The organism is Escherichia coli DSM 30083 = JCM 1649 = ATCC 11775 (assembly GCF_003697165.2).
GTDB lineage: Bacteria > Pseudomonadota > Gammaproteobacteria > Enterobacterales > Enterobacteriaceae > Escherichia > Escherichia coli.
In genome coordinates, this window is sequence record NZ_CP033092.2 from 2184273 (window position 1) to 2203632 (window position 19360).

A 19360-nucleotide genomic window follows, 5' to 3' on the forward strand; every position below is an offset into this window, starting at 1 on the left:
TAAGAATTAACATTAATCTTAACCCATGATGGGAATGATCTTGAGCATTAACGCATTTAATGCTTATTTTAATAGGCTGGCAGTTCCAGGTAAGACAACCAAGTGATTATATAATGAACAAAGCAGAATTTTACGCGGATTTAAATCGCGACTTTAACGCGCTGATGGTGGGAGAAACTAGTTTTCTGGCAACGCTTGCGAACACCAGTGCGTTGTTATATGAGCGTCTCACTGACGTAAACTGGGCAGGTTTTTATTTGCTTGAGGACGATACACTGGTGCTCGGACCATTTCAGGGCAAAATTGCCTGTGTCCGGATACCCGTTGGGCGCGGCGTATGCGGCACTGCGGTTGCCCGCAATCAAGTGCAGCGTATCGAGGATGTTCACGCGTTTGACGGGCATATTGCCTGTGATGCGGCGAGTAATTCTGAAATTGTTCTGCCACTGGTGGTGAAAAATCAGATTATTGGTGTTCTCGACATCGATAGTACCGTCTTCGGTCGCTTTACAGACGAGGACGAGCAAGGCTTACGTCAGCTTGTGGCACAGCTTGAAAAAGTGCTTGCAACGACGGATTACAAAAAATTCTTTGCGAGCGTCGCAGGATAATCAACGGATAACGTAGCATTTACTGATAGCGTCATTATAATGACGCCTGTTCATGCCTGCGCTTGTTGGCTACGTCCGTTGTAATCAGGAAATTTCATGGAAAATCAACCTAAGTTGAATAGCAGTAAAGAAGTAATCGCGTTTCTGGCCGAACGTTTTCCCCACTGTTTCAGTGCGGAAGGTGAAGCGCGTCCGCTGAAAATCGGTATTTTTCAGGATTTGGTCGATCGTGTTGCCGGGGAAATGAACCTGAGCAAAACGCAATTGCGATCCGCTTTACGTCTCTACACTTCGAGCTGGCGTTATCTTTACGGTGTTAAACCCGGCGCAACACGTGTCGATCTTGACGGCAACCCATGCGGTGAGCTGGACGAGCAACATGTCGAGCATGCTCGCAAGCAGCTTGAAGAAGCGAAAGCGCGTGTTCAGGCACAGCGTGCTGAACAGCAAGCGAAAAAACGCGAAGCTGCCGCAGCTGCTGGTGAGAAAGAAGACGCACCGCGCCGCGAACGCAAGCCACGTCCGACCACGCCACGCCGCAAAGAAGGCGCTGAACGTAAACCTCGTTCGCAAAAGCCGGTAGAGAAAGCGCCAAAAACAGTAAAAGCACCTCGCGAAGAACAGCACACCCCGGTTTCTGACATTTCAGCTCTGACTGTCGGACAAGCCCTGAAGGTGAAAGCGGGTCAAAACGCGATGGATGCCACCGTATTAGAAATCACCAAAGACGGCGTCCGCGTCCAGCTGAATTCGGGTATGTCTTTGATTGTGCGCGCAGAACACCTGGTGTTCTGAAACGGAGGCCGGGCCAGGCATGAACATGTTTTTTAGGCTTACCGCGTTAGCTGGCCTGCTTGCAATAGCAGGCCAGACCTTCGCTGTAGAAGATATCACGCGTGCTGATCAAATTCCGGTATTAAAGGAAGAGACGCAGCATGCGACGGTGAGTGAGCGCGTAACGTCGCGCTTCACCCGTTCTCATTATCGCCAGTTCGACCTCGATCAGGCATTTTCGGCCAAAATCTTTGACCGCTACCTGAATCTGCTCGATTACAGCCACAATGTGCTGCTGGAAAGCGATGTTGAACAGTTCGCGAAAAAGAAAACTGAGTTAGGCGATGAACTGCGTTCAGGTAAACTCGACGTTTTCTACGATCTCTACAATCTGGCGCAAAAGCGCCGTTTTGAACGTTACCAGTACGCTTTGTCGGTACTGGAAAAGCCGATGGATTTCACCGGCAACGACACTTATAACCTTGACCGCAGCAAAGCGCCCTGGCCGAAAAACGAGGCTGAGTTGAACGCGCTGTGGGACAGTAAAGTCAAATTCGACGAGTTAAGCCTGAAGCTGACAGGAAAAACGGATAAGGAAATTCGTGAAACCCTGACTCGCCGCTACAAATTTGCCATTCGTCGTCTGGCGCAAACCAACAGCGAAGATGTTTTCTCGCTGGCAATGACGGCGTTTGCGCGTGAAATCGACCCGCATACCAACTATCTTTCCCCGCGTAATACCGAACAGTTCAACACTGAAATGAGTTTGTCGCTGGAAGGTATTGGCGCAGTGCTGCAAATGGATGATGACTACACCGTTATCAATTCGATGGTGGCAGGAGGTCCGGCAGCGAAGAGCAAAGCTATCAGCGTTGGTGACAAAATTGTCGGTGTTGGTCAAACAGGCAAGCCGATGGTTGACGTGATTGGCTGGCGTCTTGATGATGTGGTGGCCTTAATTAAAGGGCCTAAGGGCAGTAAAGTTCGTCTGGAAATTTTACCTGCTGGTAAAGGGACCAAGACCCGTACGGTAACGTTGACCCGTGAACGTATTCGTCTCGAAGACCGCGCGGTTAAAATGTCGGTGAAGACCGTCGGTAAAGAGAAAGTCGGCGTGCTGGATATTCCGGGCTTCTATGTGGGTTTGACAGACGATGTCAAAGTGCAACTGCAGAAACTGGAAAAACAGAATGTCAGCAGTGTGATTATCGACCTGCGTAGCAATGGTGGTGGGGCGTTGACTGAAGCCGTATCGCTCTCCGGTCTGTTCATTCCATCCGGCCCGATTGTTCAGGTCCGCGATAACAACGGCAAGGTTCGTGAAGACAGCGACACCGACGGACAGGTCTTCTATAAAGGCCCGCTGGTGGTGCTGGTTGACCGCTTCAGTGCTTCGGCTTCAGAAATCTTTGCCGCGGCAATGCAGGATTACGGTCGTGCCCTGGTTGTGGGTGAACCGACATTTGGTAAAGGCACCGTTCAGCAGTACCGTTCATTGAACCGTATTTACGATCAGATGTTACGTCCTGAATGGCCAGCGCTGGGTTCTGTGCAGTACACGATCCAGAAATTCTATCGCGTTAACGGCGGCAGTACGCAACGTAAAGGCGTAACGCCAGACATCATCATGCCGACGGGTAATGAAGAAACGGAAACGGGTGAGAAATTCGAAGATAACGCGCTGCCGTGGGATAGCATTGATGCCGCGACTTATGTGAAATCAGGAGATTTAACGGCCTTTGAACCGGAGCTGCTGAAGGAACATAATGCGCGTATCGCGAAAGATCCTGAGTTCCAGAACATCATGAAGGATATCGCGCGCTTCAACGCTATGAAGGACAAGCGCAATATCGTTTCTCTGAATTACGCTGTGCGTGAGAAAGAGAATAATGAAGATGATGCGACGCGTCTGGCGCGTTTGAACGAACGCTTTAAACGCGAAGGTAAACCGGAGTTGAAGAAACTGGATGATCTACCGAAAGATTACCAGGAGCCAGATCCTTATCTGGATGAGACGGTGAATATCGCACTCGATCTGGCGAAGCTTGAAAAAGCCAGACCCGCGGAACAACCCGCTCCCGTCAAGTAATATCAATCAGGCACAAGAAATTGTGCCTGATTTTTTAACAGCGGCAAGATGCCGTAAATCAGATGCTACAAAATGTAAAGTTGTGTCTTTCTGATGACTTACGCACTATCCAGACTTGAAAATAGTCGCGTAACCCATACGATGTGGGTATCGCATATTGCGTTTTGTTAAACTGAGGTAAAAAGAAAATTATGATGCGAATCGCGCTCTTCCTGCTAACGAACCTGGCCGTAATGGTCGTTTTCGGGCTGGTACTGAGCCTGACAGGGATACAGTCGAGCAGCGTTCAGGGGCTGATGATCATGGCCTTGCTGTTCGGTTTTGGTGGTTCCTTCGTTTCGCTTCTGATGTCCAAATGGATGGCATTACGATCTGTTGGCGGGGAAGTGATCGAGCAACCGCGTAACGAAAGGGAACGTTGGCTGGTCAATACTGTAGCAACCCAGGCTCGTCAGGCGGGGATCGCTATGCCGCAAGTGGCTATCTACCATGCGCCGGACATCAATGCTTTTGCAACCGGTGCGCGCCGTGATGCCTCTCTGGTTGCTGTCAGCACCGGTTTGCTGCAGAACATGAGCCCGGATGAAGCCGAGGCGGTAATTGCTCACGAAATCAGCCACATCGCCAATGGTGATATGGTCACCATGACGCTGATTCAGGGCGTGGTGAACACCTTCGTTATCTTTATTTCCCGTATTCTGGCGCAGCTTGCCGCGGGTTTTATGGGCGGAAACCGTGATGAAGGTGAAGAGAGCAACGGCAACCCGCTGATCTACTTTGCGGTTGCAACGGTTCTGGAACTGGTGTTTGGTATTCTGGCGAGCATTATCACCATGTGGTTCTCGCGTCATCGTGAATTCCACGCCGATGCGGGTTCAGCAAAACTGGTTGGTCGCGAGAAAATGATTGCTGCATTGCAGCGCCTGAAAACCAGCTATGAACCGCAAGAAGCAACCAGCATGATGGCTTTCTGCATTAACGGGAAGTCGAAATCGCTCAGTGAGTTGTTCATGACTCACCCGCCGCTGGATAAACGTATTGAAGCTCTGCGTACGGGTGAATACCTGAAGTAATATGAAGTAAATACTAAAAAGCGCGTCCTGATCGACGCGCTTTTTTTATGCCCTGGATCGTGGCTGAGTGATACGTAAACCACTGACACAGGCAGCAATCACTGCCAGAATAGCCGCAGCTATCAGCGAGACGTGCGTACCATTATCACCAAACTGATTTAGCATCAGCGCTACCAGAGCCGCGCCGCTACTCTGACCCAGAAGACGAGCCGTCCCTAACATGCCACTGGCTCCACCGCTACGTTCGCGAGGAGCGGAGGTAATAATGGTGTGGTTATTGGGTGACTGGAACAAGCCAAATCCAGCACCACATAAGATCATCGGCCAGATAATATTGATATCCGCAGGTGACGCTGGCAGCAGAACCAGGGAAAAAAGCCCCGCAGCCATGATGAATAACCCTAAAGCACCCAGCAATCCTGCATGTACGCGTTCAATCAAATAGCCTGCCAGTGGAGCCATCACCATCGTTGCTAACGGCCACGGTGTCAGAAGTAAACCTGTTTCGACTTCACTACGCCCGAGCACGGTTTGCAGGTAAAAGGGCAGGGAAACCATTGCCAGCATTTGTGCGCAGAAAGAGCAAACAGATGTGCAAATAGAAAGTGAAAACAGCGGGATACGCAGTAAATCCACCGGTAGCAGCGGTACGGGAAGAGAAAGCTGGCGGCGAATAAAGAAAATACCAACGACAACCATTACCACCAGTTCCGCACCAATCAATGTCAGCGATTGCCCCTGAGCGAAACCACTCAACGCAGTGATAAGCAGGCCGAAGGTTAACGCGTTCATCACGGCGCTGGGCAGGTCGAAACGGGGTTTACTGGCGCGAGAACCATTGGGTGGCAGAAAACGCATTGCCAGAAGCAGGGCGATAATTCCCAACGGTACGTTGATTAAAAATAACCATTTCCAGGATGCGATGGAGAGGATTGCTGCAGCAATTGTCGGCCCGGCAGCAGAAGAGACGGCAACAATAAACGAGTTTATGCCCATCCCTCTACCCAGAAAACGTTGTGGATAGATCAGGCGGATAAGTGCGGTATTAACGCTCATCAACGCTGCACCGCCGAAACCTTGTATGACACGCGCAAGGGTGAGCATTTGCAGCGAATCAGAAAGGGCGCAGAACAGTGAAGACAACAGAAAAACGACCAGACCGCATTTATAAATACGTCGATAGCCAAACATATCGCCCAGAAACGAAAACGAGAGCAGGGAGATGACAATGGCGATTTGATAGGCGTTCACTACCCAGATGGAACTGGCCGGCGTGGCATGAAGGTCCGTAGCGATTGTTGGCAAGGCGACGTTGGCGATTGCGCCGTCAAGGACAGCCATCGAAATACCAATCACAATGGTTAATATCGCACCGTATCGCAGGGGCAATGGCAGGCCGTCGGCCTGAACTTTTGGCATAGGAATTTTATATCTTTGGTGAATAATCAACAGGGGTATGATTCTAGCACTGATATTCACGGTGGATGTCGCAGAATTGTAACTAACCGGCAAAAGATGGATTGCGACCACCCAGGTGCGAAATTATAATAAAAAACAGTTCTGATTTTTATAAAACACTCGCAATGAGGTGATAAATGGCTAACGCAGATCTGGATAAACAGCCTGATTCTGTATCTTCCGTGCTAAAAGTTTTTGGCATTTTGCAGGCGCTGGGTGAAGAGCGCGAAATAGGGATAACCGAGTTGTCGCAGCGCGTCATGATGTCAAAAAGCACCGTTTATCGCTTTTTACAGACCATGAAAACTTTAGGTTATGTGGCGCAGGAAGGGGAGTCGGAGAAATATTCGCTGACCCTGAAATTGTTCGAACTGGGCGCTCGCGCGTTGCAAAACGTCGATTTAATTCGTAGCGCAGATATCCAGATGCGTGAGATCTCCCGCCTGACCAAAGAAACTATCCACCTCGGCGCACTGGACGAAGACAGTATTGTTTACATCCACAAAATTGACTCAATGTACAATTTGCGCATGTATTCACGGATTGGGCGTCGTAATCCGCTGTACAGCACCGCGATTGGTAAGGTACTGCTGGCATGGCGCGATCGCGATGAAGTGATGCAAATTCTTGAGGGCGTGGAGTATAAACGCAGTACCGAGCGGACCATCACCAGTACAGAAGCGTTATTACCCGTTCTGGACCAGGTGCGCGAGCAGGGGTATGGCGAAGATAATGAAGAGCAGGAAGAAGGGCTGCGATGCATTGCGGTTCCGGTATTTGATCGCTTTGGCGTGGTCATTGCTGGTTTGAGCATCTCCTTCCCGACGTTACGTTTCTCTGAAGAGCGTTTACAGGAATATGTCGCAATGTTGCATACCGCGGCGCGCAAAATTTCTGCCCAAATGGGTTATCACGACTATCCGTTCTGATGAGAGTAAGAACCTGTCTGAATATCAAACAGACAGGTTCTTTATTTAGCATGAGAAAAATAAAGTTGAAGGTGGCGTTATATTAAACGCACTTGCGATAAGAATATTTTACTCATGAGTGAGAATCTGGTTATTTATTATCCTTAACCATTATCGACCACAATATTGCTTTTACGTAACAACGGGCAATCTGTTATCCCCAGAAAACCACTTTTAGTGTGCAGGTATTGTACCGTGCTGGTGCCTCTGGCGGTCAGATAGGTACATTGTAAACCTAATCCCGCGGCATTCTCTTTGCTTCCAATCAAAACGCCATATCCGCTGAGTAATAATCCTATCCATACCAGCGCTATCAGCATAACTGTGCGAATGATGAATCGCATTACAACCTCTTCTCTTTTTATGTTCGCTTAATCGTAGCGGCAATATGCGCTGAAGCAAGCGACTCATTCCGAAAAAGCACGAATATCGACATAGTTAGGCGCTGTTTAACTAACGCATGCTAGTTTAATGACATAAGGTAGGTGAAACGGAGATTGGAGTGAAAAAGTTTCGATGGGTCGCTCTGGTTGTCGTGGTGTTGGCTTGCTTGCTGCTTTGGGCGCAGGTATTCAACATGATGTGCGATCAGGATGTGCAATTTTTCAGCGGAATTTGTGCCCTTAACCAGTTTATCCCGTGGTGATATCATTTTTTCAGCACTAGATTTTCTTCCTCTCCAGCAGTGGTAGAATAGCGCCTCTACTCAGAGGTGGTGAAATGAACGAAGTTGTAAATTCAGGCGTGATGAACATTGCGTCTTTGGTTGTATCGGTGGTGGTTCTTCTTATCGGGCTCATCTTGTGGTTTTTTATCAATCGTGCCAGTTCACGGACTAACGAACAGATTGAACTGCTTGAGGCGTTGCTGGATCAGCAAAAACGTCAAAATGCACTGTTACGTCGTTTGTGCGAAGCAAACGAACCTGAGAAAGCAGATAAAAAGACAGTTGAGAGTCAAAAATCGGTTGAAGACGAAGATATTATTCGTCTGGTCGCCGAACGATAATCCTTCCTCAATCTTGAGTAACCCCGTCGTTGAAGGGTTACTCAATTCATGCTGATTATACGCACTGTCATGGTGCAGCTGCTTCAAATTAAAACTCTGGTCTGACTTCAAATAATTATCATATTATTAATTTGCGTAACGGGATATCAGAAAAAGATATTTCCCTCATTAATTTATTAGGATGTTTACATCGGATTTGTGATTAAGCGTGGTATTATTTATTAGCGAAACGTTTCTCTCTTGATTTTTTTGCTCATTCATCAATTTTTCTTATTTTAAATTTACAATCCCTTTGGGGATTGACTTCTCTTTAGGGTAATTGATAGCCGTTAACTGACTGTTTTATGAGAAAAAGTGATATAACTTTTTATTCATTGCATAGCAAAAAATGTGATATTGCACGCACTATGTAATAACTTCTCTCACTGGCCTGGAACAACTGAACTTATTGAACTATGTTAGAAAAAATACGCCAGTTTAAGTATCTGCCTGAACTGGCAAGGTTAAGCACAATGATATATCGGCGCGTATTCCGTTGCATAAGTGTGCAAAAAAGTGGAAGACGTATCGAGATTTGTGCGTCTGATCGAGACATGTTTAAAAATGGCTTGCCATAATTAACGTTGTATGTGATAACAGATTTCGGGTTAAACGAGGTACAGTTCTGTTTATGTGTGGCATTTTCAGTAAAGAAGTCCTGAGTAAACACGTTGACGTTGAATACCGCTTCTCTGCCGAGCCTTATATTGGTGCCTCATGCAGTAATGTGTCAGTTTTATCTATGTTATGCCTGCGGGCGAAGAAAACAATCTAAGGAATTTTTCAAATGGCAAAGATTAAAGGTCAGGTTAAGTGGTTCAACGAGTCTAAAGGTTTTGGCTTCATTACTCCGGCTGATGGCAGCAAAGATGTGTTCGTACACTTCTCCGCTATCCAGGGTAATGGTTTCAAAACTCTGGCTGAAGGTCAGAACGTTGAGTTCGAAATTCAGGACGGTCAGAAAGGTCCGGCAGCTGTTAACGTAACAGCTATCTGATCGAATCCACTGATCTGAAGTGTGAATACGCTTCAATCTCGCTATAAAGCCTCGTCGAATGCGAGGCTTTTTACTTTGTTTTATCTTCGCTCCAGTCGTTCGGATATTTGCCCGCCGCATGATTCGCGTTACACTTGCGGCCTTTAGTATCCTGCCGGAGTTGTCATGTCGTTTTCCTGTCCACTTTGCCATCAGCCTCTTTCGCGTGAAAAAAACAGCTATATCTGTCCCCAGCGACATCAGTTTGATATGGCGAAAGAAGGGTATGTCAATCTGCTGCCCGTTCAGCATAAACGGTCTCGTGATCCGGGCGACAGCGCGGAAATGATGCAAGCACGCCGCGCATTCTTAGATGCCGGACATTATCAGCCGCTGCGTGATGCAATTGTCGGCCAATTGCGGGAACGGCTTGATGAAAAGGCCGCGGCGGTGCTGGATATTGGCTGTGGTGAAGGGTATTACACACACGCATTTGCTGATGCGTTGCCCGAAATCACCACGTTTGGCCTGGATGTCTCGAAGGTAGCGATAAAAGCGGCGGCGAAACGCTATCCGCAGGTCACTTTTTGTGTCGCTTCCAGCCACCGTTTGCCGTTCTCCGATACCAGTATGGACGCCATAATACGTATTTACGCGCCGTGTAAAGCAGAAGAATTAGTGCGAGTAGTGAAGCCCGGCGGTTGGGTCATTACTGCCACGCCGGGACCGAGACACTTAATTGAGCTGAAGGGGCTGATTTACAATGAAGTACATCTTCATGCACCTCATGCAGAACAACTGAAAGGTTTTACATTACAGCAGAGTGATGAGTTGTGTTATCTGATGCGTCTTCGCGGTGATGAAGCCGTCGCATTATTGCAGATGACGCCGTTTGCCTGGCGTGCGAAGCCTGAAGTCTGGCAAGCACTGGCAGCAAAAGAAGTGTTCGACTGCCAGACGGACTTTAATATTCACCTCTGGCAGCGTTCTTATTAACCGTGGAAGTGCGTCCAGAGGATCTGGACGCCAATACCGATCAGTACCAGCCCGCCGAGAATTTCCGCTTTTTTCCCAATAATTGAGCCGATAAAGCGACCAACCATCATCCCTAATGTCGACATAATCAAGGTTGCACAACCAATGGCCAATGCGGTCGCGATAATGTTAACCTGCAGGAAAGCAAGACCAACACCCACAGCCATGGCATCCAGGCTGGTGGCAATCGCGGTGGTTACCAGTAGCCAGAAACCGTGTCGACGGCGCGGTTCTTCATCTTCATCATCTGCGCCACGAAAACCCTCAATAATCATTCGCCCGCCGAGAAATATCAGCAGCACAAACGCAATCCAGTGGTTCCATTCAAGGACAAACCGACTGGCTAACATGCCCATTCCCCAGCCGATCAGCGGCGTCAGGGTTTCGACGGCACCAAAAATAAGGCCGGTTCGCAATGCTTCAGAAAATTTCGGTTTATGGAGGGTGGCACCTTTACCGATTGATGCAGCAAAGGCATCCATCGACATACCAAACGCAAGAAGAACAGTAGCAGTGATATTCATGACAACGTCCTGACCGGGGTATCCATAAAACACATCATCGCCCCCAGCAAACATGCATACATGAACAACAAGCCGCGATGGTTTTCGCGTTCATGCAGGCATAGCGATTGATGTGCATATGGTCTCGCCTGACTGAAAGTGTTCAGTCCGTACGTGCCACGTTTTGCAACGAGTATGTTGACACGTACATTTCCGGAATCTGGAAATCAGCTACTCCCCAAATGAGGGCGCAACCTTAACATATTTTGAGAATATAAGACAACTGTTGGAATATATTATTTTATTGTTTTATTGATAACGATTTTCATTTAGATTTATATATCAATGAAACGTTAAAATAAAAAACAAATAAGGGAAGAGGTAATATAGCCTAAGCTATGTCTGATTATTAAAAATACACTAAACATAGCTTTGGCTAAATTCATAACTTATTGAGTTGAAACGAGAAGCTTATAAACTTTTTCCAAATCGTCGATATTTCGAACGCGGATTAACAGCCGGCGCTGTTCTAATTGCATCACCAACACGCCATCTTCCGACAAGTTCATCGCTTTGATTCGGCTATATTCAATCCAGACATTGGCGAAGAAAAAACCTTTTTGTTTAAAGATGATCTTCGGAACGCGGATCCAGAATATATAAAAACCCATCAGAGCCAGTGCACTTAATAACCATGTTGTTATTAGCGCGCCATGATTCGTGACGTTGTTATAGATAAGAATGACAATCAATCCGACGAAGATAACACTATCGATGCGACCACGCCGGAGCAAAGGAATTGCCAGCAGGGTGGGGCCGTTACGGCGGGGCATGATGAACTGATCGTAGATCGCGAAGGCCAGAAGTGCGGCGATGAAAAGAATCAGTACCAGGTCCGTGATTGTCATTAATCCTCCAGATAAAAAAACGGGGCCAAAAGGCCCCGGTAGTGTACAACAGTCTTACAGTCCCAGCAGGCCGCAAGCGTAACCAGCGATACCGATGACGAAGAAGCCAACGATGATCCACAGCGGGTTAACTTTTTTGCGCAACAGCCACATACAAGCAAAGGTCAGCAGCAGTGGTACCAGGCCCGGCATTAACTGGTCCAGAATAGTCTGGACAGTGGTAACGTGTTCTTTGCCCGTCTGGTCAGTAATGCGAGAGACCACCAGTGGGATGTTGACATGTGTCCACTTATTAACCAACGCCCCCATGACAAACAGGCCGAGGATAGACGCCCCTTCCGTCAGTTTTTGCAGGAAGCCACCACCCATATCTTTAACGATATCGATACCTTTGGAGTAACCATACGCTACGCCGTAGTAACGGGTTGCCAGACGCACCAGGTTAAACAGGATGAAGAACAGCAGCGGACCTAACAGGCTGCCGCTCATCGCGATACCAGCCCCCAGCGCTGCAAATACCGGACGTACCGTTCCCCAGAAGATCGGGTCGCCTACACCAGCCAGCGGCCCCATCAAACCGACTTTGATGCCGTTGATAGCACCGTCATCGATCTCTGCGCCATTAGCACGCTGTTCTTCCAGTGCCAGGGTTACGCCGAGAATCGGCGCAGCCACGAATGGCTGGGTGTTAAAGAACTCCAGGTGACGGCGAATAGCCTGTTTACGAGCTTCGTTGTTCTCAGGGTAGAGGCGACGAATTGCCGGTACCATAGAGAAGCAGAAACCCAGTGCCTGCATACGTTCGAAGTTCCATGAACCCTGAAAGAGGTTAGAACGCAGGAAGACGCCACGAATATCACTTTGAGTGAGTTTTTTCTCGGTGGTAGTTTGAGTTGTATCAACCATTTCGCTCACCTGTTAGTCCAGTTCGTTATCGAGATCGTTGTTACCAGCAGCCTGAGCAGGCGCACCGGCTACGCGGTTGTATTTCGGGCTAAGTTGGATGTAGAGCACTGCCATAACAGTACCAATCACACCCAGAGCAACCAGGTTAAAGTTGGTGAATGCTGCGGTTACGAAGCCGAGGTAGAAGAACGGCATCAGGTAGCCAGCACGCATCATGTTGATAACCATCGCATAACCAACCACCACGATCATGCCACCGGCGATATTCAGACCATTGGTCACCACTTCCGGAATCGCATTCAGCATGTTCTGTACTTCGCTGGTACCAACAGACAGCGCAACGATGACGGCCGGAATAGCCACACGCATTGCTTGCAGGAACAGAGAAGAAACGTGGATCCAGGAAATTGCTGTCAGGTTGCCGTTATCAGCTGCCTTATCCGCAGCGTGCTGGAAAGCAACGGTAATAGTACGAACGATGATGGTCAGTACCTGGCCTGCAGCGGCCAGAGGGATTGCCAGTGCGATACCTGCACCAATGCTCTGATGACCTGCGATAACCAGAATGGTAGAAATGATAGAAGCCAGGGCGGCGTCAGGCGCAACGGCAGCACCGATGTTCATCCAGCCCAGCGCGATCATTTCCAGCGTACCACCGATAATAATACCGGTTTTCATATCCCCAAGAACGATACCCACCAGGGTACACGCGATTAGCGGACGGTGAAACTGAAATTCATCGAGGATTGATCCCATACCTGCGATACAGGCTACGATAAATACCAGCACAATTTGAAGAGTGGTAATCTCCATTGTACTTCTCCTGTTTACGTAAGACTAAAGTGTGAAAACTGAATGATAATCAACACAATACGTTACTTATCGATTTTGCTGATCAGATCCATCATTTTCAGTTTCGGATCGGTGGAAACCTTACGGACTTCCAGCTCAATACCGCGCGCATTCAGTTTCTTGAACGCCTCGATATCTTTTTCATCAACCGAAACCGCGTTATTCACCTGGGTTTTACCCTGACGGAATGCCATACCACCGACGTTAACAGAGGTGATTTTCACGCCGCCTTCAACGAGACGCTCTACATCTGTTGGGTTGGTAAATAACAGCATTACGCGTTCGCCAGCATATTTCGGGTTGTTGTAGACGCGAATCATTTTGGCAACATCAACTACGTGTGCTGTTACGCCCGGAGGTGCAACCTGGGTGAGCAGTGTCTTACGAACGGTATCCGCAGCCACTTCATCACTAACAACAATAATACGGGAGACATTGGTTTCTTTGGTCCAGCGGGTGGCGACCTGACCGTGAATCAGACGGTCGTCGATACGAGCAAGGCCAATAACCATGTAGTCGTTTGGTCCCATTGGTTTTGCCGGAGTTGGAGCCGCTTTTGGTGCTGCGGTAGCGGGTGCTGGCGCGGCTTTTTCAACCGGTTTGGCTTTCAGTGCTTTCACGCCTTCACGGCCTGTTTCTACTGCCAGCGCCACCAGTTCATCAAAGCTTGGGTCATCATCACGGGCCATTAACGTTTCCACGAGCATTGGAATGTTAACGCCTGCAATGACTTCATAATGCTCTTTGTCGACGACAATGCGGCTGGCAGCATTGAACGGGCTGCCTCCCCATGTATCAACGAGAAACAGCACGCCTTTAGTGGTGTCGAGTTTTGCCAACTGAGCGTTGTACTTTTCAATCAGCGTTTCGGCATTTTCACCTGGAACGAAATCGATCCAGCCGACGTTTTCCTGCTCGCCTAACAGCATTTCTGCCGTTTTAAGCAACTGCTCTGCAGCCCAACCATGTGTGCCTATAACAATAGCAATGGTCACTTGCTACCTCCTTTATTATCGTTAACACCTCAACGTGCCAGATGTGTTTTTGAATCGTCGTCCACAATCGAATCGATTCAGATAAGGGCTACAACCAAAAACCCCTGCGTTTCGCGATTTATTTTAGATATCGAAAAAATTATTTTATGTGATGAAGATCCGTAATTTAACTTTCGATTAGCAGAAATTTCGAAAGGTAAAATATCCTTGTCACATTCGTTTGCAAAGGAAGGTAAATCTTTGCCAAATCAGAGGCGTCTCTGATATGTTTAACTCCTGTTTAACAACCATGGAGTATAGGGCAGTAGCCCGCAGTATGGATCGTCACCGACGTCATTTCAGCATCAGGCCTTTTAACGCCTGCCTTTCTGGCACTTTATGCCGCACCTTTCGTTTGCATTTTGTCGTTACGCCTGCATTATTTCTGGCGTCGAATAGCTATTCCTTAAGCAGGAGCTTGTCATGGAATTCTTAATGGACCCCTCGATTTGGGCGGGGCTACTCACGCTTGTTGTTCTCGAAATTGTGCTGGGTATCGATAACCTGGTCTTCATCGCCATTCTTGCTGACAAACTGCCGCCAAAACAACGCGATAAAGCGCGTTTGCTGGGATTATCACTGGCGCTGATTATGCGTCTGGGGCTGCTGTCGCTGATTTCATGGATGGTCACGCTGACCAAACCGCTATTTACCGTCATGGATTTCTCCTTCTCCGGACGCGACCTGATTATGTTGTTCGGGGGCATATTCTTGCTGTTCAAAGCAACAACTGAACTGCATGAACGGCTGGAAAACCGCGATCATGATTCCGGCCACGGTAAAGGCTACGCCAGTTTCTGGGTGGTCGTCACACAGATTGTCATCCTTGACGCCGTCTTCTCGTTGGATGCGGTAATTACTGCAGTAGGGATGGTTAACCATTTGCCGGTGATGATGGCGGCGGTAGTGATTGCGATGGCGGTTATGCTGCTGGCATCAAAACCGCTGACGCGATTCGTTAACCAGCACCCCACGGTGGTGGTGCTCTGTCTGAGCTTCCTGTTAATGATTGGTCTGAGTCTGGTGGCAGAAGGTTTCGGTTTCCACATTCCGAAAGGTTACCTGTATGCCGCGATTGGCTTCTCGATCATCATCGAAGTGTTTAACCAGATTGCGCGTCGCAACTTTATTCGTCACCAGTCGACTTTGCCGCTGCGAGCGCGTACTGCCGATGCCATCCTGCGTTTGATGGGCGGGAAACGTCAGGCCAATGTTCAGCACGATGCCGATAACCCGATGCCGATGCCGATCCCGGAAGGTGCGTTTGCCGAAGAAGAACGTTACATGATTAACGGCGTACTGACGCTGGCGTCGCGTTCTCTGCGCGGGATCATGACGCCGCGCGGTGAAATAAGCTGGGTTGATGCTAATCTCGGGGTCGATGAAATCCGCGAGCAACTGCTCTCCTCACCGCACAGTTTGTTCCCGGTATGTCGCGGTGAACTGGATGAAATTATCGGCATCGTACGTGCTAAAGAACTGCTGGTGGCGCTGGAAGAGGGAGTTGATGTGGCGGCGATAGCTTCGGCGTCTCCGGCGATTATCGTCCCGGAAACCCTCGATCCGATCAACCTGCTGGGCGTGCTGCGTCGTGCTCGCGGGAGCTTTGTTATCGTGACCAACGAGTTTGGTGTGGTACAAGGTCTGGTCACGCCGCTGGATGTGCTGGAAGCCATTGCGGGTGAATTCCCGGACGCTGACGAAACGCCGGAAATCATTACCGACGGTGACGGCTGGCTGGTAAAAGGCGGTACAGATTTGCATGCCTTGCAGCAGGCGCTTGATGTTGAGCACCTTGCCGATGACGATGATATCGCGACGGTCGCGGGCCTCGTGATCTCGGCAAATGGTCACATTCCCCGTGTGGGCGATGTGATTGATGTAGGGCCACTGCATATCACCATCATTGAAGCCAATGATTATCGTGTTGATCTGGTTCGCATTGTTAAAGAGCAACCGGCGCACGATGAAGATGAGTAAGCGTTAACGTAACGGCATAATGGGGGTGATATGTCCATTATGCCGGGCGGGCGGCGGTTGGCTGCCCGCCAGCCATTTGGGAAAATCACATAGTGGCATCGGCTGTGCGTACAAATACCCTTGCAAAATATGGACGCCATGACGGCGCAAATATTTCGCCTGTTCTTGCGTTTCCACACCCTCCGCCACCAGTTCAATATTCAGTCTTTGCCCCAGTGCGATGATGATATCGGTCACCGTCGAGTTAACCGCGTCAGAACCTATAGCTGCGGTAAATGACTTATCAATTTTCAGCACGTCAGGACGTAATGTTTCAAGCCAGGAAAATGAACTATTGCCGGTGCCGAAGTCATCAATCGCCAGTTTGACGTTTTTACGATGTAGCTCGCGGGCAATCCGATAATCAACATCCAGTAAGGCATCGCGTTCGGTGATTTCGAGGATCAGTTGCTGAATCGGGTGAGCGCTAAACCAGTACTGATTGAGATCTTTTATCAGCACACCACGGCGAAAATGGCTGGGTGCGACGTTAATGCCAACATGAAACTGACTACTCATCGGGAAAACATGGCGCTGACGAATGGTTTCTGCCATCACATAGCGGGTCAGTGGCACAATTAAATGATGTTCTTCCGCGATAGGAATAAACACATCCGGCGAAATCCAGCCCTGACGCGGATTGTTCCAGCGCAGCAAAATCTCTACGCCAATACATTGCTGGCTGCGCGCATTAAGCAAAGGCTGGCAGAACAATTCGAACTCATGTTGCGCCAGGCCCAGATTGATTTCGCGGGAAAAACTCATTCGGTAAGCGGTCGCCAGCCAGGCGATATAGCCCACAAGTAAACTTAGCAGCACCGCCAGCGGTAATTGTGTTGGAAGATAGTGCCATGCCAGCGCCGTAGCCCCCGGACCATTAACGTTAATGGTAAAAGGAAAGCGTTGCGAAGAAACCTGATAGTTTTCATTGTTTTCAGGTTGCGGAAGGGAATCTACCAGCCCATTACCATAGAGCAAATGCCGACTGTCCACCGTCAGGCTGGCGCTACTGATTTGCGGCAGTTGTGGTTCAAGGAGCATTGCCGTCAGTAAGTCGATGTTAATCATCTCCATGACCCCAGCATTGCTACTGCCCGCTGCAGGCGTCCATTGAATCAAAACCGGACTGCCTTTTATCAGGGCACGGTCGGTCGTCAGTCGTAAAAGTGGTTGCGGTGCAGGAAGTTCAGCCAGAATGTCCACGACGGGCACATTGCGATAACCAAAAATGCTGGAGCAATAAAGTGTGCCGTCTTGCACCAGGCCAATGGATCGCACAGTTTGGAGTTTTGCCGCCTGTTTACGTAATGGCAAATGGGCGACAGAGCAGGGCAGACCAATCAGCGGAAGCAAGACTTCGCTACCTGCCTGTAGGGGAAGCAGTACTTTATCTAATTCCTCTACAGCGTGATTGGCGAATTGTACTACCCGTTGTTGATTTAAGTTACGCTGTGAAATAAATCGCACGCTCAGGGTCGAAGCGAGCGTAACGAGTGCGCAAATCGTACAAACAATCATTCGATTACGGCGATAGGTTTTAATGATCCGTTGTGCTTTTTGCATGCGGGCCACCCTGTAAGCGTATGGCGACAAACGCCTGACGCAACAGTGGAAGTGTAGTGGGGAAAATTACAGCAGACGAGAAAGCGGGAATAAATTCGCCCATCCGTTGCAGATGGGCGAATAAGAAGTATTAGTCACACTGGACTTTGATTGCCAGACCACCGCGTGAGGTTTCGCGGTATTTAGCGTTCATGTCCTTACCGGTTTCGTACATCGTTTCGATGACCTTATCCAGCGAGACGCGCGGTGCACTGGTGCGACGCAGGGCCATCCGCGCGGCGTTAATCGCCTTCACAGAGGCAATGGCATTACGTTCAATGCACGGCACCTGAACTTGCCCTGCAACGGGGTCGCAGGTCAGACCGAGGTTGTGTTCCATGCCAATTTCCGCTGCCACACAAACCTGTTCCGGGCTACCGCCCAACAGCTCGGCAAGGCCCGCAGCAGCCATTGAACAGGCAACACCTACTTCGCCCTGGCAACCGACTTCCGCACCGGAAATAGACGCGTTCATTTTATACAGTGCACCAATCGCGCCCGCTGCCATAAAGTAACGGGTATAGATGTCTGGGCTAACTGATTCAATAAAGTGGTCATAGTAAGCCAGCACTGCCGGAACGATACCGCAGGCACCGTTAGTTGGCGCAGTTACCACACGGCCACCGGCGGCGTTTTCTTCGTTAACTGCCAGCGCAAACATGTTTACCCAGTCAATGACATTCATCGGATCGTTAGACAGTTTATCGCTGGAAACCAGCATCCGGCGCAGGGCCGACGCACGACGTGGCACGCGCAACGGGCCTGGCAGTACGCCTTCGGTATTCATCCCGCGATCGATACATGCCTGCATGGTTTGCCAGACATGCGCGAAATACTCGTCGATCTCTTTCTTGCTGTGCAGCGCCAGTTCGTTTTGCATAGCGAGACCAGACAGCGAAAAGCCGGTTTCATTACAGTACGCGAGCAGTTCGGTGGCAGATTTGAACGGATACGGCACGCTCACTTCGTTGGCAGCATCCTGACCAAAGTGTTCTTCATCGACGATAAAACCGCCGCCGATGGAATAATAAGTTTTGCTGTAGACGACTTCATCGCCGTTATAGGCGTGGATTTGCATACCGTTTTCATGCAGCGGCAGGTTACCGTTATGAAAACGCATCCCGTTGTCGCGCGGGAAATCCACTTCATGCCGTCCCTGTGCCAGCAGCAGACGTTCGCGCTCTTCTACGTCGCGAATAAAACCGGGAATACTGTCGATATCCACGGTGGCAGGTTCGTTACCTGCAAGACCCATAATAATGGCGATATCGGTGTGGTGGCCTTTACCCGTCAGCGACAGTGAACCATAAACGTCCACGGCAACGCGAGTAACGCTATCCAGTAAGCCTTTTTCGACCAGATCATCGACGAACTGTTTACCCGCCTTCATAGGCCCTACGGTATGGGAAGATGAGGGACCAATCCCCACCTTAAACATGTCGAATAGACTAATCACGATAATACTCCTGACAAGGTGACTGGACTTCCAGTAACGAACTAATAAC

General features: G+C 49.2%; 21 protein-coding genes. 12 read left to right on the forward strand and 9 right to left on the reverse strand.

Annotated features, from left to right (window positions below; genetic code table 11):
* Nucleotides 1–113 precede the first annotated feature (113 nt).
* The 4 genes from msrC (at nucleotide 114) to htpX (ending at nucleotide 4547) form a co-directional block, all read left to right on the forward strand.
* Entirely contained in the window at nucleotides 114–611 is a 498-nt protein-coding gene (msrC, locus tag EAS44_RS11575; RefSeq protein WP_001029108.1) for an L-methionine (R)-S-oxide reductase, read from the forward strand.
* Nucleotides 612–707: 96 nt separating this feature from the next.
* Nucleotides 708–1406 carry an RNA chaperone ProQ gene (proQ, locus tag EAS44_RS11580; RefSeq protein ID WP_000431376.1) on the forward strand — a complete coding sequence of 233 codons (699 nt, stop codon included), beginning with the start codon at nucleotides 708–710 and terminating at the stop codon, nucleotides 1404–1406.
* A gap of 19 nt (nucleotides 1407–1425) precedes the next feature.
* Complete coding sequence (gene prc / locus EAS44_RS11585) at nucleotides 1426–3474, forward strand: carboxy terminal-processing peptidase (RefSeq protein ID WP_001055805.1); 2049 nt, start codon at nucleotides 1426–1428, stop codon at nucleotides 3472–3474.
* A gap of 191 nt (nucleotides 3475–3665) precedes the next feature.
* Nucleotides 3666–4547 carry a protease HtpX gene (gene htpX, locus EAS44_RS11590; RefSeq protein ID WP_000984517.1) on the forward strand — a complete coding sequence of 294 codons (882 nt, stop codon included), beginning with the start codon at nucleotides 3666–3668 and terminating at the stop codon, nucleotides 4545–4547.
* Between the two features lie 45 nt (nucleotides 4548–4592).
* Here htpX and yebQ read toward each other — a convergent pair whose 3' ends face one another.
* On the reverse strand, nucleotides 4593–5966 hold the full coding sequence (yebQ, locus tag EAS44_RS11595) for an MFS transporter (RefSeq protein ID WP_001296135.1): 1374 nt from the start codon (nucleotides 5964–5966) through the stop codon (nucleotides 4593–4595).
* Nucleotides 5967–6142: 176 nt separating this feature from the next.
* Here yebQ and kdgR point away from each other — a divergent pair, with 176 nt between their 5' ends.
* Nucleotides 6143–6934: a DNA-binding transcriptional regulator KdgR gene (gene kdgR / locus EAS44_RS11600; RefSeq protein ID WP_001262188.1), complete on the forward strand. Its 792-nt coding sequence runs from the start codon at nucleotides 6143–6145 to the stop codon at nucleotides 6932–6934.
* Nucleotides 6935–7077: 143 nt separating this feature from the next.
* Here the strand turns inward: kdgR and yobH are convergent, their stop codons facing one another.
* Nucleotides 7078–7317 (reverse strand): YobH family protein, encoded by a 240-nt coding sequence (gene yobH, locus EAS44_RS11605; protein WP_001211011.1) that lies wholly within the window; start codon nucleotides 7315–7317, stop codon nucleotides 7078–7080.
* Nucleotides 7318–7475: 158 nt separating this feature from the next.
* Between yobH and mgrB the strand changes: the two genes are divergently transcribed.
* The 5 genes from mgrB (at nucleotide 7476) to rlmA (ending at nucleotide 9992) form a co-directional block, all read left to right on the forward strand.
* Nucleotides 7476–7619 carry a PhoP/PhoQ regulator MgrB gene (mgrB, locus tag EAS44_RS11610; RefSeq protein ID WP_000714545.1) on the forward strand — a complete coding sequence of 48 codons (144 nt, stop codon included), beginning with the start codon at nucleotides 7476–7478 and terminating at the stop codon, nucleotides 7617–7619.
* Between the two features lie 74 nt (nucleotides 7620–7693).
* Complete coding sequence (gene yebO, locus EAS44_RS11615) at nucleotides 7694–7981, forward strand: YebO family protein (protein WP_001006866.1); 288 nt, start codon at nucleotides 7694–7696, stop codon at nucleotides 7979–7981.
* A 670-nt stretch (nucleotides 7982–8651) separates the two neighbouring features.
* Nucleotides 8652–8795 (forward strand): DUF2627 domain-containing protein, encoded by a 144-nt coding sequence (gene yobF, locus EAS44_RS11620; protein ID WP_001295496.1) that lies wholly within the window; start codon nucleotides 8652–8654, stop codon nucleotides 8793–8795.
* A 12-nt stretch (nucleotides 8796–8807) separates the two neighbouring features.
* Nucleotides 8808–9017: a transcription antiterminator/RNA stability regulator CspE gene (gene cspE / locus EAS44_RS11625; RefSeq protein WP_001062678.1), complete on the forward strand. Its 210-nt coding sequence runs from the start codon at nucleotides 8808–8810 to the stop codon at nucleotides 9015–9017.
* 165 nt (nucleotides 9018–9182) lie between these two features.
* Nucleotides 9183–9992, forward strand: a complete 810-nt coding sequence (gene rlmA / locus EAS44_RS11630) for a 23S rRNA (guanine(745)-N(1))-methyltransferase (protein WP_000010136.1) — start codon at nucleotides 9183–9185, stop codon at nucleotides 9990–9992.
* On the opposite strand, the gene mntP is transcribed toward rlmA, so the two are convergent.
* The 5 genes from mntP to manX form a co-directional block, all read right to left on the reverse strand.
* Nucleotides 9989–10555 carry a manganese efflux pump MntP gene (mntP, locus tag EAS44_RS11635; protein ID WP_001296134.1) on the reverse strand — a complete coding sequence of 189 codons (567 nt, stop codon included), beginning with the start codon at nucleotides 10553–10555 and terminating at the stop codon, nucleotides 9989–9991. The two genes, rlmA and mntP, sit on opposite strands and share 4 nt — an antisense overlap.
* A 428-nt stretch (nucleotides 10556–10983) precedes the next feature.
* Nucleotides 10984–11442, reverse strand: a complete 459-nt coding sequence (gene yobD / locus EAS44_RS11640; protein ID WP_000156257.1) for a DUF986 family protein — start codon at nucleotides 11440–11442, stop codon at nucleotides 10984–10986.
* Between the two features lie 54 nt (nucleotides 11443–11496).
* Nucleotides 11497–12348, reverse strand: coding sequence for a PTS mannose transporter subunit IID (gene manZ / locus EAS44_RS11645; protein ID WP_000228655.1), 852 nt, complete (start codon nucleotides 12346–12348; stop codon nucleotides 11497–11499).
* 12 nt (nucleotides 12349–12360) lie between these two features.
* A complete protein-coding gene (gene manY / locus EAS44_RS11650; protein WP_000406926.1) occupies nucleotides 12361–13161 on the reverse strand; it encodes a PTS mannose transporter subunit IIC in 801 nt (266 codons plus the stop codon).
* 62 nt (nucleotides 13162–13223) lie between these two features.
* Nucleotides 13224–14195 carry a PTS mannose transporter subunit IIAB gene (manX, locus tag EAS44_RS11655; RefSeq protein WP_000150549.1) on the reverse strand — a complete coding sequence of 324 codons (972 nt, stop codon included), beginning with the start codon at nucleotides 14193–14195 and terminating at the stop codon, nucleotides 13224–13226.
* 316 nt (nucleotides 14196–14511) lie between these two features.
* Between manX and yoaL the strand changes: the two genes are divergently transcribed.
* Both yoaL and yoaE read left to right on the forward strand, forming a co-directional pair.
* Nucleotides 14512–14670, forward strand: a complete 159-nt coding sequence (gene yoaL / locus EAS44_RS25760) for a protein YoaL (protein WP_001327808.1) — start codon at nucleotides 14512–14514, stop codon at nucleotides 14668–14670.
* Entirely contained in the window at nucleotides 14658–16214 is a 1557-nt protein-coding gene (yoaE, locus tag EAS44_RS11660) for a CNNM family cation transport protein YoaE (protein WP_000394983.1), read from the forward strand. Before yoaL ends, yoaE begins: the two co-directional genes overlap by 13 nt.
* A 3-nt stretch (nucleotides 16215–16217) precedes the next feature.
* Here the strand turns inward: yoaE and pdeD are convergent, their stop codons facing one another.
* Nucleotides 16218–17816, reverse strand: a complete 1599-nt coding sequence (pdeD, locus tag EAS44_RS11665) for an EAL domain-containing protein (protein WP_001332105.1) — start codon at nucleotides 17814–17816, stop codon at nucleotides 16218–16220.
* 130 nt (nucleotides 17817–17946) lie between these two features.
* Complete coding sequence (gene sdaA, locus EAS44_RS11670; protein ID WP_000624295.1) at nucleotides 17947–19311, reverse strand: L-serine ammonia-lyase; 1365 nt, start codon at nucleotides 19309–19311, stop codon at nucleotides 17947–17949.
* Nucleotides 19312–19360: the final 49 nt, after the last annotated feature.